The sequence below is a fragment of the Salinicoccus sediminis genome (assembly GCF_000986795.1).
GTDB lineage: Bacteria > Bacillota > Bacilli > Staphylococcales > Salinicoccaceae > Salinicoccus > Salinicoccus sediminis.
This window is the reverse complement of record NZ_LAYZ01000001.1, coordinates 44,106-60,526: the sequence shown is the minus strand read 5'-3', so window position 1 is coordinate 60,526 and position 16,421 is coordinate 44,106. Positions and strand designations below refer to the sequence as shown.

Below are 16,421 nucleotides of genomic sequence, written 5' to 3'. Positions count from 1 at the left end.
TTATTTCAATCATATCACTTTTGCAAAAAAATATACATAAAAAAAAGGCATACCCGAGGGATATGCCCGACGTGAATCAGCGGCGCAGACCAAGTCTTCCGATAAGTTCACGGTATCTTTGAATATCTTTTTCACGAAGATAGTTGAGCAGGTGTTTTCTGCGTCCTACCATTTTAAGAAGACCGCGTCTTGAGTGGTGGTCTTTCTTGTGGGTACCGAGGTGTTCGTTCAGCGCAGTGATTTCAGCTGTCAGGACAGCGATCTGCACTTCAGGTGACCCTGTGTCGGATTCGTGTGTACGGTATTCCTGAATAAGTTTGTTTTTGCGTTCTTGTGAAATTGCCATTAAGAAACGCCTCCTTTAATTGTTGTTCACCTGTATCCGAGTGGATGTCGGAGACTCTGTCCACCAAGATAAGGCACTTGACTCATTATACGGCACAAGTCAGAGATTTTCAAGCAGTTCCACCGCTTTTTCCTTATCTTTTCCGATTTGCGCAGTCAGTTCCCCGATCCCTGAGAACTTCTGTTCTTCACGGATGAAATTGTGCCAGTACACCGTCACATTCTCCCCGTATATACTCCTGTTGAAATCAAACAGGTGCACCTCGATCGATACGCGCGTCATATTGTCGTGGAACGTGGGTTTGACGCCGACATTGCAGACACCTTTATAGATTTCGTCCTCATTGTTGAGTTTCAGTGTCACGGCATAGACGCCCTTCGCCGGCAGATGGTACCTGTACTCCGGTTCCACGTTTGCGGTCGGGAACCCTATCGTACGGCCGCGTTTTTCACCCTGCACCACGACGCCCTGCACTTCAAACGGTCTGCCCAGGGCATCATTCACCTCTTCGAGCCTGCAGTTTGCCAGGTCCTCCCTCAGCTTCGTCGTGGAAATCTTTTCATTCCCTGCCGTCAGTTTGGCAACAGCAGTCGTACCGAAATCATCATAAGTTCTGAGTGTATCGATATTCCCTTTGCCATAGCGGCCGTATGAGAAATCGAATCCGGCGACCACTTCCTTCACCTTATTGTCGATCAGGTACTCCTGAACGAAATAATCAGGCTCCAGCGATGCAAAGGCACTTGAGAAATTGATGATGAAACAGTAGTCGATGCCCATCCCGTCAAGCATTTCCAGCTTGATGTCAAGAGGTGTGAGATACGTCGTGCGCTGCTTTTTGGGACTGAGCACCACTGATGGATGCGGATCGAATGTCATTACCGCTTTTTTGAGCCCTTTTTCCTCAGCAATCCCGATCATTTCATTTATAACGTCCTGATGTCCCCTGTGAAGACCGTCAAAAAAGCCGATCGCAGCAGCTGAATACTGCAGTTCTTCCTGCAGATTGTCTAATGGATAATGTAGTCGGATAGTTTTCATTTCATCGCCTCTTGGATATTGAACATTTGGTATGGTTTCATTTCGCCGGGTTTGTCCGGGTGCGGATAATAGACACCGAGCGGACGCCCCGCGTGCGTAAAGACGACGTATTCCGCCTCGTCATCTTCAACACTATCCATGATATCAGATTTGGGCATCTTCTGCCCATTCCGGATTCTGAATAAAAATTCCGCGTCCATTATATCCACCGAAGGTTCATCTTTCAGTATTTCAAGCAGCGGCACTACAGCCTGCCTGTGATCCATATCCTGAAGTTCCTCCATCGTGACTGCACGGTCAAGGCCAATACCGCAGGAAGAGGTGCGTACGAGCTTCGACATATGTGCGTGCACGGACAGCCCTCTTCCGATATCAACCGCAAGCGTCCTCATGTATGTCCCCTTTGAACAGCCAGCTTCCACATCGAAATGGATGAGACCGTCTCTCCTGGTTATTTCAGAAACCCTCTTCAGACTGTATATCTTCACAGTCCTTCTCGGGCGCTCCACCGTCTCTCCTTCCCTTGCATACTCGTACAGTTTCCTGCCGTTCACCTTGACGGATGAGTACATCGGGACCTGCTGCTCGTAGTCCGACGGGAAAGTAGTGATTACACTGTCGATGTCCTCATCCGTCACTTCTGACACATCACTCGTCGCCGTCACTGTCCCGGTCTGGTCTTCTGTATCCGTGGAAAGCCCGAGTGTCACACGGGCAAGGTAGCTTTTTTCCTTTGTCTGCATATATTCTGTCAGTTTCGTACCCTCACCGATACAGATCGGCAGCACACCGGTCACTTCCGGGTCCAGCGTGCCGGTATGCCCCACTTTTTTCATGCCGAGTATCTTTCGCATCTTAAAGACCACGTCATGGCTTGTCATGCCGCGCGGTTTATCGATCGGGATTACACCATGAAGCATCCCGCCACCTCCATATGTAAAAATAAAAGCCCGGGGGATGACCCCACAGGCTTATTGATCTTTGATCTCATTCAGCAACGATTCGATCTTATTGCCGTATTCGATGGAATTATCATATTTGAAAGCAAGTTCCGGTGCCTTCCTGATCCTTATCTCCCTGGCAACTTCAGAACGGATGAGCCCTTTTGATTTCTCGAGGGCATCTGCCACTTCGTCTTTGTTGTCGTTAAGGGAAGTGTAATAGATTGTCGCAGTCTCCATCTCTTTGGTCAGTTCCACATCAGTGACGGTCACCATGCCGATGTCCGGGTTGTCGACCTTTGTCCTGAGCGCTTCACTCACCACTTTCTTGATTTCTTCAGCAACACGTTCCTGCCTGTTACTCATAGATTATCACCTTTCAATCTCGACCATGATATAAGGTTCAATCTGGTCTCCCTCTTTAAGGTCATTGAATTTCTTGATGGTTATGCCGCACTCATAGCCCGCTGCGACTTCCTTGGCGTCATCCTTAAAGCGTTTCAGGGTGTCCAGTTCACCTTCATAGATGACTATACCCTCCCTGATGACTCTTACACTTGAATCGCGCGTGATTTTGCCATCTGTCACATAGGCGCCGGCAATGGTGCCTACTTTGGATACTTTGAATGTCTGGCGCACTTCGACGTTGCCGATCACTTTCTCCTCATATTCAGGATCCAGCATGCCTTTCATCGCGGATTCGATTTCCTCGATCACCTTGTAGATGATGCTGTGGAGCCTGAGATCCACTTTTTCACGGTCGGCCGCTTTTTTGGCGTTGACATCCGGACGGACGTTGAAGCCGATGATGATTGCGCTGGATGCAGAAGCAAGCGTAACGTCGGATTCGTTGATGGCACCGACACCTGTATGGATGATGCGTACATTGATACCTTCCACATCGATTTTCATCAGGGATGCGCTGAGTGCCTCCACGGAGCCCTGGACGTCACCTTTGATGATCAGGTTGAGATCTTTCATCTCGCCTTCCTTCATCTGCTCGAACAGATTGTCGATGCTCACTTTCTGCGTCTGCTCCCGGTCTTTCACCACCTGCTGCTCGGAGCGCGCTTCACCGATGCTGCGCGCTTTCTTGTCGTCTGTGAATACGACGAACCGGTCGCCGGCGAGCGGCACATCATTGAGGCCTGTAATTTCAACAGGCGTCGACGGTCCCGCCTCCTGGATCCTGCTGCCGGTATCATCCACCATGGCACGGACCTTGCCGAATGTATTTCCGACAACGATGGAGTCACCGACACGGAGTGTACCGTGCTGTACAAGAAGCGATGCCGCTGGTCCGCGTGATTTATCAAGTTCTGCTTCAATCACTGTACCGATTGCAGGCATGTCGCTTTTCGTCTTGAGCTCTTCGACTTCACCGACAAGTGTAATCATCTCAAGCAGATTCTCGATGCCGTCGCCGCTCAATGCAGAAAGCTGGACGAAGATGGTGTCACCGCCCCAGTCCTCGGGATAAAGGCCGTGTTCCCCAAGTTCCGTCATGACGCGGTCAGGGTTTGCTGTCGGTTTATCCACTTTGTTGACCGCCACGATGATCGGTACTTCCGCCGCTTTGGCATGGTTGATGGCTTCGATGGTCTGAGGCATTACGCCGTCATCCGCTGCCACAACGAGAATCGTAATATCAGTTACCTGTGCACCTCTGGAGCGCATCGTAGTGAATGCCGCGTGTCCCGGGGTATCGAGGAAAGTGATCTTTTTGCCTTTGTTTTCAATCTGGTATGCACCAATGTGCTGCGTAATGCCGCCGGCTTCGCCCGCTGTCACTTTAGTGTGGCGGATGGAGTCGAGCAATGTTGTTTTACCGTGGTCGACGTGGCCCATGATCGTTACGACACTTGGCCTCTCTTCGTCCAGGTCGTCACCGAGTTCGAAATAATTTTCGAGGTCGGTATTGTCGACAACAACTTCAAGTTCCGCTGTGAAGCCGTGGTCTGATGCAATCAGTTCCACTGAATCGTTGTCAAGCGACTGGTTGATGTTTGTCATGACGCCTACCATGAACAGGTCTTTCACGATCTTGGAAGCATCTACGCCGATTTTTTCAGCAAGTTCGCCGACAGTGATGCCTTCCTGGTATTTGAATTCCCTCGGCAGTTCCACTTCTTTTTTAGGCGCGGGCTTTTGGTTCTGATTCCTTTTCAACCCTTTTTGTCCCGGTTTATGGCGTCTGTTTTTCTGGTTCCTTTTGTTCTGAGGCCCTCTGTTCTGGCCCTGGCCTTTGTTCTGGGGTCCCTTGCTGTTAGGACCTTTGTTCTGGCCCTGGTTCTGGTTATTGCCGGAGGTGTTTGAGGACTTCTGCCCCTGGGATCTACCCTGACCCGGCTTTTTCTCTTTTCCCGCTTCAGGTTTGGCTGGATTTTTCTTGAATTTCTTATTCAGGACGGTGATTTCCTCATCTTCCAATGATTTCATATGGCTGTTCACTTCGATTCCTTTGTTCTGGAGGAATTCCATGACCTCTTTGGAGGAAACACCGTTTTCTTTTGCATATTCGTGGATTCTGATCTTACTCATTGAATCACTTTCCTTTCTCCTGGAGCTCCAGCATCTTTTTACTGAAGCCTGGGTCCGTGATTGACAGCACCACCCTGTTGGATGCACCTGTCGCCTGACTGAGCTCCGCGTTGGCATACTCATCAATCAGCGGTATATCATAGTAGCTGCATTTATCTTTAATTCTCTTGGCTGTGCTGGCGCCTGCGTCGGATGCGAGGAAAACGAGTCTCGCAGACCGGTCCCTGACCGATTCTATCGTCTTTTCCTCCCCCGTCGTCAGCCTGCCTGCACGTTTTGCAATCCCGAGCAGGTTGAGTATCTTATCCATCATCTCTTGGGGATGTCCTCTCTATAGATCAGACGGATGACTTCATCATACACAGGGTCGAGTTTTTCGGTGTCGAAGCCGAGTCGGGATTCCAGCACCTTGCCCTCGCGGGCCTTATTCACTTTTTCAAGGTCTTTTACAACATAGCTGCCCCGTCCGTTCTTCTTGCCGGTGGCATCCGCAAACACTTCATTTTCTTTGTTGACCACGATTCTGAGAAGGTCTTTTTTGGGATGCATTTCCTGGGTCAGTATGCATTTTCTGAGTGGCACTTTCTTTTTCATAAGTCATTCACCCCGAAATTTATTCTTCACTACCTTCTTCTGCAGCATCAGATTCTGCCGCAGCGTCAGATTCACTTTTGATATCGATCTTCCAACCAGTCAGCTTCGCGGCAAGGCGTGCATTCTGACCTTTCTTGCCGATGGCGAGCGACAGCTGGTTGTCCGGGACGATCACCATCGTCGACTGGTTTTCCTCATCAACGATGACATCCACGACCTGGGAGGGGCCCAGGGCGTTTTTGACGAATACTCTGGGATCCTCATCCCAGAGTACAATGTCGATTTTCTCTCCGGAAAGTTCATTGACGATCGCTTCGACCCGTGTACCCCTCGCGCCCACGCATGAGCCGACGGCATCCACATCCGGGTTGCCGGCATGGACACTGATCTTGGAACGTTCGCCCGCTTCACGCGCCACACTCATGATTTCCACTGTGCCGTCATAGATTTCAGGCACTTCTTTTTCAAACAGACGCTTCAGAAGGTTGGGATGTGTCCTTGAGACGAAGATCTGCGGTCCTTTGGTCGTCTGTTCGACCTTGTTGACATATACTTTGATGCGTTCATTCGGCGTATACGTTTCATTTGGCATCCTTTCAGACTCACTGAGCACAGCATCCGTGCGGCCAAGCTGGATATGGACAAAGCGATTATCGACACGGTCAATCAGACCAGTCATCACTTCATCTTCCTTGTCGATGAATTCATTGTACAGAATGCCTCGTTCCGCATCACGGAGCCGCTGCATCACGGCCTGCTTTGCGGCCTGGGCACCGACACGATTGAAGTCCTTCGGTGTCACATCCTCATCGTATGGATCCCCGATTTCATAGGCCGGGTTGACTGTGCGGGCAGTCGCAAGATCGATTTCTGCTGTTGGATCCTCAACTTCCTCCACGACATCCTTCCTTGAGATTACACGGTATGAACCATTTTCGATGTTCAGGTCCACCTTTACATTCTTATGCTGTGTATAGTTTTTCTTATAAGCCGTCATGAGTGCCGCTTCAATCGTTTCTATCAGCACTTCCCTCGGAATGCTCTTTTCCTTTTCAAGGTAGTCGATCGCATTCAATAATTCCTGGTTCACTGTCCAGCGCCTCCAATCATAATAAGACCGCCTTTCTAATAGTGGCTATCTTTTCTCTTTCAATGGTAATTGTTTTAGTGCGTGTCTTAACCCTGTACTCCACAGTCACCGATTTGTCATCGTAGGATTTCAGGACACCTGTCCATTCCTTCTCCCCGGCAATCTGCTGGTAGGTTTTGACATAGATCCCGTGGTCAAGGGTCATCTCAAGATCGTCATCATCCTTGATGGGACGTTCGGCTCCCGGCGAAGAAACATCCAGGAAGTATCCTCCTTTGATGAGATCCCATTCATCAAGCTTTTCGCCTAGGACTTCGCTTACCTGAGCGCAGTCTTCAAGTGAGATGCCGCCCTTCTTGTCCAGATAGAGCCTGAGGAAGAAATCAGGACCTTCCTTGACATACTCCACTTCTATAAGCTTGTATCCCAACGTTTCGACAACCGGCTGTGCTTTGTCCATAACGTTTTGCTCAGTGCGGTTCATTGTCCATTCGCCTCCTTCAAAACTAAGAGAAGAACGGGCAGGCCCGTTCTTCTCCGTGTGACGTGAGTCTTAATATCATAATAATTATACCATACGGCTGAAATCGCCGCAACATCAAGCTACATATCGAATATGGAGAGCTGCGCCTTGTCCGGCAGATGATCCAGACTGCCCATTTCGGTCATGTAATCGATGATCTTCTGTGAGACGCCTGCGCGTTTGTTCAGGTCCTCCTTGGAGATGAACGGCTCAGTCTCCCGCGTCTCCACAATCCGTTTTGCAACGTTCGCCCCGAGTCCCGGCACTGCGACAAACGGCGGTATCAATGCATCATCCTCGATCCTGAAATTGAAACTGTCGGATTTTTCCACATCCACAGGTTTCACCCTGTAGCCGCGCTGTGCCATCTCATTGGTGATCTCAAGCACGACCAGCGTATCCTTCTCCTTCTTGGTGAGCTCCTGGAAATTCTGGTTCATCTCCTTCACCCTGTGGCGGATGGTCGACTTGTCTTTGACCATCGTCAGGAGGTCGAAATCCGAAGCACGGACGCTGAAGTAGCTTGCGTAATAATACAGCGGATAGTGCACTTTGAAATACGCAATCCGCACAGCCATGAGTACATACGCCGCTGCGTGGGCTTTGGGGAACATGTACTTGATCTTTTTGCATGAACTGATGTACCAGTCCGGCACACCCTGCTCCTTCATCGCAGCTTCATGCTCCTCGGACAGCCCTTTCCCTTTCCTCACCTTCTCCATGATATTGAAGGCAAGGGAAGGCTCAAGCCCCTGGTACATGAGGAAGACCATGATGTCATCCCGGCAGCCGATCACGTTTTTAAGGTCGCATGTCCCGCTTCTGATCAGATCCTGTGCATTGCCGAGCCATACGTCCGTCCCGTGGGACAGGCCGGATATCTGGACCAGTTCACTGAAGGTCGACGGCCGTGTATCTTCAAGCATCTGCCTTACAAATCCGGTCCCGAACTCGGGAACACCGAGTGTGCCTGTACGGCAGACGATGTCCTCTTCGGTCACACCGAGCGTTTCCGGCGAGCTGAATAAAGACATGGTCTCCCTGTCATCCACAGGCAGTGTTTTCGGGTCGATGCCCGAGAGGTCCTGCAGCATGCGGATCATCGTCGGATCATCGTGGCCGAGTATATCGAGCTTGAGCAGGTTGTTGTCGATCGAGTGGAAGTCGAAGTGCGTCGTCTTCCATTCTGCTTCCGTGTCGTTGGCCGGATACTGTATCGGTGTGAAATCGTATATATCCATGTCATCCGGGACGACGATGATTCCGCCCGGGTGCTGTCCCGTTGTCCGCTTGACGCCCGTGCAGCCCAGTACAAGCCTGTCGATTTCGGCGCCCCTCCGCTGCAGGCCGTTGTCGTTCAGATAGCCTTTGACATAGCCGAACGCCGTCTTCTCGGCAACGGTGCCGATTGTTCCGGCACGGAAAACCTTGTCCTCGCCGAACAGCACTTTTGTATAGTTGTGCGCCTCCGCCTGGTAGTCACCGCTGAAGTTGAGGTCGATATCCGGCACTTTGTCCCCTTTGAAGCCGAGGAATGTTTCGAACGGGATATCCTGTCCTTCCTTGATCAGCGGGACACCGCAGCCGGTGCATTCTCTATCCGGCAGGTCGTAGCCCGAGTTCACACTGCCGTCCGTGAAGAATTCAGACTCTTTGCAATCAGGGCATACATAGTGCGGCGGCAGCGGGTTCACTTCTGTAATTTCTGTCATCGTGGCCACGAAACTCGAGCCGACCGACCCCCTCGAACCGACAAGATAGCCGTCATCAAGGGATTTCTTCACCAGTTTCTGACTGATCAGATATATGACGGCAAAGCCGTTGCCGATGATACTTTCAAGCTCCGTCTCCAGGCGATCCGTCACAATCTGCGGCAGATCCTCGCCGTAGAGCGCTTTGGCATTCGTGTAGCTGAGATTGCGCATCTCTTCATTCGCACCATCGATATTCGGTGTATAGAGATCATCTTTGATCGGACTGACTTCATCGATGCTGTCGGCAACCCGGTTCGGCGCGTCGATGACGATCTCGCGGCGGGTCTCCTCATCAAGGAATGCAAATTCCTCATACATCTCGGACGTCGTCCTGAACTGTGCATCCGGAAGTGTGCCGCGGCTTAACGGGTTCCCCGGATTACTTTTGACGAGAATGTCACGGCAGAGCTTCTCCGACTCGTCCAGATAATGGACGTTGCCCGTGGCGACGACCGGCTTATCCAGTTCACCGCCCAGCCTGATGATGTTCTTGATGATTTCCTCGAGCGTTGCTTCATCCCGTATGATTTCCCTGTCAAGAAGACGCCTGTACAGGGCTTTCGGGAACACTTCAAGATAGTCGTAGAATTTCGCGGCTTTTTTCGCCTCTTCATACGGCTTCTGCATCATGGCAGTGAATACCTCGCCTGAATCACAGGCGCTCCCGATGAGGAGTCCCTCGCGATATTCCTCGAGAAGCTGTTTTTTGATGCGCGCGGATTTGTAGAAGTTGTCCGTAAGGGAACGCGAGACGATCTTGAAGAGGTTTTTAAGGCCTGTCTGGTTTTTGACCAGAATCGTGACGTGCGTCGGCATCGAGCGTTTGTAGGAATCCGGATCCGCCAGAGTGCTGTTGATTTCCCTATGGTTTTCCACGCCGAGCTTCCTGATCTGCGACAACATCTTGATGAAGATGTAGGCAGTCGCCTCGGCATCGTAGATTGCCCTGTGGTGCTGGGTCAGTTCGACATTGTACTTCTTCGCGAGGATGTTCAGGCCATGCTTTTTGAAATCCTTGTTTATCGTCCGGGAGAGCTCAAGCGTATCGATGACCCCGTTCGTATACGGCCCGAAGCCGACCTGCTGATATGCGGCCTCGATGAACCCCATATCGAAACTTGCGTTATGGGCGACGAATATCGCGTCCCCGACCCACTCTTTGAAGTCGCTGATCACTTCATCGATCGGCGGCGCACCGACCAGCATGTCGTCGGTGATGCCTGTAATCTCCTTGATGGTTTCTGTCAGCGGTTCACCAGGGTTGCTGAAACGCTCGAAACGGTCGATGATTTCCCCGTTCCTCACTTTGGCGCCTGCAAGCTCGATGATCCGGTCGTATTTGGATGACAGACCGGTGGTCTCCACATCGAATACGACGAAATCATGATCTTCCAAGGTGATGTCCTGCGGTTTGTATGCAATCGGCGCACCGTCGTCAACGAGCATCCCTTCCATGCCGTAGATCATCTTGATGCCTGCTGCCCGGGCGGCATGGAACGCATCCGGAAATGCCTGGACATTGCTGTGGTCCGTAATGGCAATTGCCTTGTGCCCGTAATCCTTTGCACGCTGTACATAGTCCCCGATATTCCGGAGCGCATCCATCTGGCTCATTTCGGTATGCAGATGCAGTTCGACACGCTTATCCTCCATGGTGTCCTTTTTGGCCGGTTTGTGGATAACGTTGAGATTGCGGATCATGAGCACCATATCCCTCGCAAACTCATCATATTCCACATTCCCTTCGATGACGACCCAGTCATTTTTTGAAAGTGCATCAAAAACATCCTCGTCGTTCTTGCCGTGCCTTGAGAACATTTTGGCGGCAATGGAATCCGTATAGTCCGTAATCTTGAGCTGCAGGATTTTCCGTCCGGTTCTGAGCTCCCTGACTTCGCTGTCGAAGATGACACCTTCCACTTTGACGTTGAACTCCTCATCAACGACTTCATGCAGCGGCCTCACACCATTCAGATCCATGGATTTTCCGATCTGTTTGACGACCTCTTCCCTGCGGCTCTCCCTTTCCTCTTCCATCTCTTTGCGGTTTTCAATGAAACCCTGCACGAGCTCGGTCTTCTCTTCCTTCAGACGGGCTTCAAGCTTCGTACGCTTGTCGCTGTCAAGGTTTGCATCCGTCCTGAAATCGATGGCTGTTATCGGCAGTCCGAGTGATTTGTAGACGGCAGTCAGGTTGCCGTTGATATGCTTGTTGAAATGCGCCACTTCAATGTCGTTCTGGACCGAGAAGGTGAGCACACCGTCTTTGAACTCCTTGTCACAGTTCATCAGCTGAAACCGGATATTATCGTTCACCTTCACTTCTGTAAGTGCATACTCCAGATAGTCGATGATGTCCTTATCGTCATAGGAATCCGCGGTAATGAAAATTTTCGCCGCTGCGATGGAATGGAAGGCATCCCTGATGCTTCCCTCCATCAGGTTCCTCAGGGAAGCTGGTATCATTCTGTCAAAATGGATATGGAACTCCCATACTCTTTCATCGTCGTCCGCCACTATTTTTTCAAGCTGGCCGCCGGATAAATGGTCATTATCCTGGATGCCCGCCTGTTCAAGAAGCACTTTGAACTGTTCCTTCCCTTTCACTGACAACACTCCTGTAAAAGCGCGCAAATCCATGATTTACGCGCTGAAAATTTCTATCTAATAGTTTGCTTTCAGATATTCTGTGACCTGGCCGATTTCCACTTCGACCGTCTCTTCACTGTCACGTGCCTTTATTTCCACTCTGCCGTCCTTGATGCCGCGGCCGATGACGACCCTGTACGGCAGACCGATCAGATCGGAATCGGCGAATTTGACGCCGGCGCGTTCTTTCCTGTCATCATAGAGCACCCTGTATTCACGGCCGAGTGCTTCATACAGTTTTTCAGCGGCATCCTGGGCGTCCCGGTCTTTTGGATTCGCCGTAATGATGTGGATATCGAACGGAGTCACCGACTTCGGCCAGATGATGCCACGGTCGTCATGGTGGCTTTCAATGATCGCTGAGAGCGTACGGGAGATTCCTATACCGTAGCATCCCATCAGGACGGGAACACTGCGACCGTTCTCATTCAGCACGTTGAGATTCATGGACTCGGAATATTTTGTGCCGAGCTTGAACACCTGCCCGACTTCGATCCCTTTCATGAATTTCACTTCACCGCTATAATCCTCGGCCTTCTCACCTTCTGTGATGAAGCGGAAATCACCCGTGCCCGCAGCTTCGAAGTCGCGGCCGTGATTGACATTGATGTAATGGTATTCATCAGTGTTCGCCCCCACCGGATAGTTGTACATCACATCCACCTGATGATCGAGGTAGACCGGGATGGATGACCCCACCGGCCCAAGGCTGCCGGGTGCAGCGTTCATTATCCCCCTGATTTCTGCATCTGTGGCGAATTCTGCATCTTCAGCCCCGAAGTAGTCCCTTACTTTGATGTCGTTCAGTTCATGGTCGCCGCGGATCAGGATCATGACGAATTCGCCGTCGATGTTAACCACCATCGTCTTGGTCGTATCCATCAGGCCGATGTTCAGATGTTCAGCAAGCGACAGGCAGGAATCGACACCCGGTGTCGGCACTTTTTCAAGTGCTTCCTGCGCCGCACTGTCCACCGCTTCCGGAACAATGCATGCCGCCTTCTCGATGTTTGATGCATAGCCGCTTTCGTCGGTGTAGACGATGATATCCTCGCCGATTTCCGACAGTGCCATGAATTCATGGGTGTGGCTGCCGCCGATGGAACCGGAATCGGCTTCGACCGCCCGGTAATTCAGACCGACGCGTCTGAAGATGTTCGAGTAGGCCCGGTACATGTCATTGTACGTTTCATCAAGTGAAGCTTCATCACTGTGGAAGGAATACGCATCCTTCATGATGAATTCGCGTCCGCGGAGCAGGCCGAAGCGCGGCCTCAATTCATCGCGGAATTTCGTCTGTATCTGGAAAAGGGTGAGCGGCAGCTTCTTATAGCTTTTGAGTTCATCGCGGAGAAGCGCCGTAACGATTTCCTCATGGGTCGGTCCGAGTGCAAAGTCCCGGTCGTGGCGGTCTTTCATGCGCATCAGTTCAGAACCGTACGCCTGCCACCTTCCGGATTCTTCCCAAAGTTCTTTAGGATGCAGCACCGGCATGTGGATCTCCACTCCGCCGATATCATTCATCTCTTCACGCACAATCTGTTCGATGTTGTTGAGCACGAGCTTCGTGATCGGAAGGTACGTGTAGATGCCTGCCGCCATCTGCTTGATCATGCCGGACTTCAGCATGTAGCGGTGGCTGAGACTGTCTGCGTCCTGCGGTGTTTCCCTCATCGTGGGTATAAACATTCTGGATTGTTTCATTGGACTTCACTCCTAAAGGAAAAATGTTTTTATGTCGTTCCATGTCACCAGTATCATCACCATCAATACGAAGAGCACACCGATGAGCTGGATGTTGATTTCCACTTTTTTGTTGAGCGGCTTCCTGAATATGCCCTCGTACAGCACGAACAGGATGCGCCCCCCGTCAAGCGCCGGGATCGGCAGCAGGTTCATTATGCCAAGGTTGACACTCAGTATTGCCGTAAAGTTGATCAGTGTCATCAGACCCTGGGCAGCCACGTCCTCGGTGACTTTGTATATGCCGACAGGTCCGTTCAGCATATCAAAAGAAAACGTCCCTTCGAATATGCTGATGAACATATCGACGACAAGGTGGAAGATCATCGTCCCCATTTCGTAGGTCTCTTGTACGCCCCACCATAGCGGTGACACAGCGCCGTGTTCATTTGCAGCACCGATGCCGATGATCAGCCGCTCCATCGTCTCCCCATCGGGCAGTTCCGTCGTATCGACGACAGGGGTCATCTCAAGTACCCTTTCCTCACCGTCATTCTGAACGACGATGTCAAGTTCGGATTCCCCTTCATTCTGGATGATCTGTGACATATGGTCCCAGCTGTCAACCCCGGTTCCGTTGATGCTGAGCAGCCTGTCCCCTTCCTCAAGGCCCGCTTCCTCAGCCGGGGTATCATCCGCCACGACTCCCACGACCGGTTCTTCCGACGGCTTGCCGTTGATATAGAAGAGCAGTGTGAACAGCACGAATGCAAGGACGAAGTTCATCGCCGGTCCCGCAAAAAGTGTCATGAATCTTGCAAAGACCGATTTGGATTCGAATCTTGCAGACCTCGGCGCGATACGCTCCAGTTCTGAATTCTGGACGAAATAGGCTTCATGGGCAATGCTGTAGCTTATTTCCTCATTGTCATGCAGCCTCAGTACCTTCACGGTCATTTCGTCTTTGATGTCGGATTCGATCACTTCAACTTCCTCGATATGTGTGAAGTTATGCTTGTCATCAAGGATGATATGCGTGATTTCGTTCCTGTCATTCACCTTGAGCTGGATCCGCATGCCGGAATTTAATGGATTGACTTCCATCTCCTCGGCAGCCATGCGGACATATCCGCCGATCGGCAGCAGCCGGAGCGTATACTGTGTATCGTTGTATTTATATGAAAAGAGTTTCGGACCCATGCCGATGGCAAATTCGGGGCACATGATCCCGGAGCGTTTCGCCACGATCATATGTCCCAGTTCGTGCACGGTCACAAGCACGCCGAAAACTACTATGAATGCTAAAATGCCGATCATTTAATCACCTCATATCGGACTTGTACAGCCGATCGTAATACAGAATGGTTTCAAGATCCGGATTCTGCACCGGATTGTGTTCATTCATCCGTAATTCTACTACCTTTTCTATATCTGTAAAAGATATTTCACCGTCCAGGAATTTAGCGACTGCATATTCGTTCGCTGCATTCATCACTGCCGGCATTGTGCCCCCTGTCCGGAGTGCGTCATAGGCAAACTGGAGCATTTTGAAACGCCCGAGGTCCATTGGACGGAAATTGAGCTGCGTCATGCCATCCAGATCCATCGGATTGGGTGCAGGCAGCCTGTCCGGATGACTGAAGGCAAACTGTATCGCTGTCTTCATGTCCGCCGTGCCCATCTGTGCCATGATGCTGTTGTCGTTGAATTCCACCATGGAATGGATGGTGCTCTCCCTGTGGAGTATCGTTGAAATCTGGTCAACATCAGCATTGAAGAGCCATTTCGCCTCTATGACTTCAAGTCCTTTGTTCATCATTGTGGCGGAATCGATTGTGATTTTCTGTCCCATCGACCAGTTCGGATGGTTGAGTGCCATTTCAAGTGTGACCCCGGAAAGTTCCTCCCGCGTGAGGTCCCTGAAGGAGCCACCGCTTGCTGTCAGGATGATGCGTTTCATCTCACTCAGCCTTTCGCCGCGGAGACACTGGAAGACGGCTGAATGTTCTGAGTCCACAGGGACGATCTCCACATCTCTTTCCCTTGCCCTTGCCATCACGGTTTCTCCGGCGGCAACAAGCGTCTCCTTGTTTGCGAGCGCGATGTCTTTCCCTGCATCTATCGCAGCCAGGGTGGGTTCGAGCCCGATGCTGCCCAAGATTGCTGTCAGCAGCATGTCGGAATCATCATCCGCTATGGCAAGAAGTCCTTCCCTTCCTGATAAAAATTCAATGTCAGTGTATTTCGACGCCAATGATTTCCTGGCATTGTCGTCTATCACACTGACAAGGGAGGGTCTGAATTCTTCTATGATCTCTTCCAGTTTCGCTATGTTCCTGCCTGCTGAAATGCTGCAGAGTGAAAACGACTCCGGATTGGAGCTGATCACTTCGAGGGCCTGGGTTCCTACGGAACCCGTCGCACCGAGTATGGATATCTTTTTCATATATCATTCACCTTATCAATCTCTTAGTTTATGAGCGGCAGTATGTTCATCAGAGGGAGCACGAAGATGAAGCTGTCAAAGCGGTCCAGGATCCCCCCGTGGCCCGGCAGCAGCCTGCCTGAATCCTTAACATCAAAGTGGCGCTTCAGTGCGGACTCGACCAGGTCTCCGAGCTGGCCGAACATGCTCAGTATCATCGTCATGAAGACGAACAGGAATACGTTCGTCCCCTGGATCCAGCCTGTCGCCCAAAAGAGGAGCGCAAGAAGCAGGCTGCACAGTATCCCGCCCAGAAATCCTTCAACGGTCTTATTGGGGCTGATCTGCGGCCAGAGTTTCCTTCTCCCGACCGCCCTGCCGGCCAAATAGGCGCCGGTGTCCGTCACCCAGACGATGAGCAGTCCGTAGAGTATGTATATCAGGCCTGCTTCACGTGTTTCGTAAAAATACATGAAACCGATGCCGACGTATGCTACTGCAAGCACACAGAAACCCATGTCAACGAATGAAAACCTGTTTTTGCTCACGACGGTGAAACTCAGCATGACGAGTGCCATGCCGATGATCATATCACCCTGGAAAGCCGAGATGTTCGGCGCATAGTTTTCATGCGGCACCATGACGATGAACAAGGCGACCATGGAGAGCATGCCGGGTATGGACAGGATATGTATGCGGTTCATCTTCAATATTTCATAGAGGGCGGTATAAGCAAGGAAGTAGACTAAAATGAGCATGGGCCAGGAGCCGATCACCACCATCGGGATGAACAGCAGCAGGGCGATTATGGCTGTGATTGTTCTCGTCTTCATG

The 16,421-nt window shown here is 51.1% G+C and carries 14 protein-coding genes; all 14 read right to left on the bottom strand.

What is annotated here, in order from left to right:
• Window positions 1-76: 76 nt before the first annotated feature.
• The 14 genes from rpsO to WN59_RS00240 all read right to left on the bottom strand — a co-directional run bounded on the left by rpsO (window position 77) and on the right by WN59_RS00240 (window position 16,420).
• A complete protein-coding gene (gene rpsO / locus WN59_RS00305; protein ID WP_046510879.1) occupies window positions 77-346 on the bottom strand; it encodes a 30S ribosomal protein S15 in 270 nt (89 codons plus the stop codon).
• 99 nt (window positions 347-445) lie between these two features.
• Window positions 446-1,387, bottom strand: coding sequence for a bifunctional riboflavin kinase/FAD synthetase (locus WN59_RS00300; RefSeq protein ID WP_046510876.1), 942 nt, complete (start codon window positions 1,385-1,387; stop codon window positions 446-448).
• Window positions 1,384-2,307 carry a tRNA pseudouridine(55) synthase TruB gene (gene truB / locus WN59_RS00295; RefSeq protein WP_046510874.1) on the bottom strand — a complete coding sequence of 308 codons (924 nt, stop codon included), beginning with the start codon at window positions 2,305-2,307 and terminating at the stop codon, window positions 1,384-1,386. The genes WN59_RS00300 and truB overlap by 4 nt, the downstream gene beginning before the upstream one ends.
• Window positions 2,308-2,358: 51 nt before the next feature.
• A complete protein-coding gene (gene rbfA, locus WN59_RS00290; RefSeq protein WP_046510871.1) occupies window positions 2,359-2,694 on the bottom strand; it encodes a 30S ribosome-binding factor RbfA in 336 nt (111 codons plus the stop codon).
• 6 nt (window positions 2,695-2,700) lie between these two features.
• Window positions 2,701-4,869, bottom strand: coding sequence for a translation initiation factor IF-2 (gene infB / locus WN59_RS00285; protein ID WP_046510868.1), 2,169 nt, complete (start codon window positions 4,867-4,869; stop codon window positions 2,701-2,703).
• A 4-nt stretch (window positions 4,870-4,873) separates the two neighbouring features.
• The gene (locus WN59_RS00280) at window positions 4,874-5,182 is read right to left on the bottom strand and encodes a L7Ae/L30e/S12e/Gadd45 family ribosomal protein (protein WP_197073375.1); all 309 of its coding nucleotides are present in this window, start codon (window positions 5,180-5,182) and stop codon (window positions 4,874-4,876) included.
• The gene (rnpM, locus tag WN59_RS00275; RefSeq protein ID WP_046510865.1) at window positions 5,179-5,463 is read right to left on the bottom strand and encodes an RNase P modulator RnpM; all 285 of its coding nucleotides are present in this window, start codon (window positions 5,461-5,463) and stop codon (window positions 5,179-5,181) included. Before rnpM ends, WN59_RS00280 begins: the two co-directional genes overlap by 4 nt.
• Before the next feature lie 19 nt (window positions 5,464-5,482).
• A complete protein-coding gene (gene nusA, locus WN59_RS00270) occupies window positions 5,483-6,553 on the bottom strand; it encodes a transcription termination factor NusA (RefSeq protein ID WP_046510862.1) in 1,071 nt (356 codons plus the stop codon).
• 16 nt (window positions 6,554-6,569) lie between these two features.
• Complete coding sequence (gene rimP / locus WN59_RS00265; RefSeq protein WP_046510859.1) at window positions 6,570-7,037, bottom strand: ribosome maturation factor RimP; 468 nt, start codon at window positions 7,035-7,037, stop codon at window positions 6,570-6,572.
• Between the two features lie 119 nt (window positions 7,038-7,156).
• Window positions 7,157-11,443 carry a PolC-type DNA polymerase III gene (locus WN59_RS00260; RefSeq protein WP_046510857.1) on the bottom strand — a complete coding sequence of 1,429 codons (4,287 nt, stop codon included), beginning with the start codon at window positions 11,441-11,443 and terminating at the stop codon, window positions 7,157-7,159.
• A 51-nt stretch (window positions 11,444-11,494) separates the two neighbouring features.
• Window positions 11,495-13,183: a proline--tRNA ligase gene (locus tag WN59_RS00255; RefSeq protein WP_046510855.1), complete on the bottom strand. Its 1,689-nt coding sequence runs from the start codon at window positions 13,181-13,183 to the stop codon at window positions 11,495-11,497.
• Between the two features lie 12 nt (window positions 13,184-13,195).
• Window positions 13,196-14,479, bottom strand: coding sequence for an RIP metalloprotease RseP (rseP, locus tag WN59_RS00250; RefSeq protein ID WP_046510852.1), 1,284 nt, complete (start codon window positions 14,477-14,479; stop codon window positions 13,196-13,198).
• Between the two features lie 4 nt (window positions 14,480-14,483).
• Window positions 14,484-15,608 carry a 1-deoxy-D-xylulose-5-phosphate reductoisomerase gene (gene dxr, locus WN59_RS00245; protein WP_046510849.1) on the bottom strand — a complete coding sequence of 375 codons (1,125 nt, stop codon included), beginning with the start codon at window positions 15,606-15,608 and terminating at the stop codon, window positions 14,484-14,486.
• Window positions 15,609-15,631: 23 nt separating this feature from the next.
• Window positions 15,632-16,420 carry a phosphatidate cytidylyltransferase gene (locus WN59_RS00240; RefSeq protein WP_046510847.1) on the bottom strand — a complete coding sequence of 263 codons (789 nt, stop codon included), beginning with the start codon at window positions 16,418-16,420 and terminating at the stop codon, window positions 15,632-15,634.
• Between the last annotated feature and the right edge of the window lies 1 nt (window position 16,421).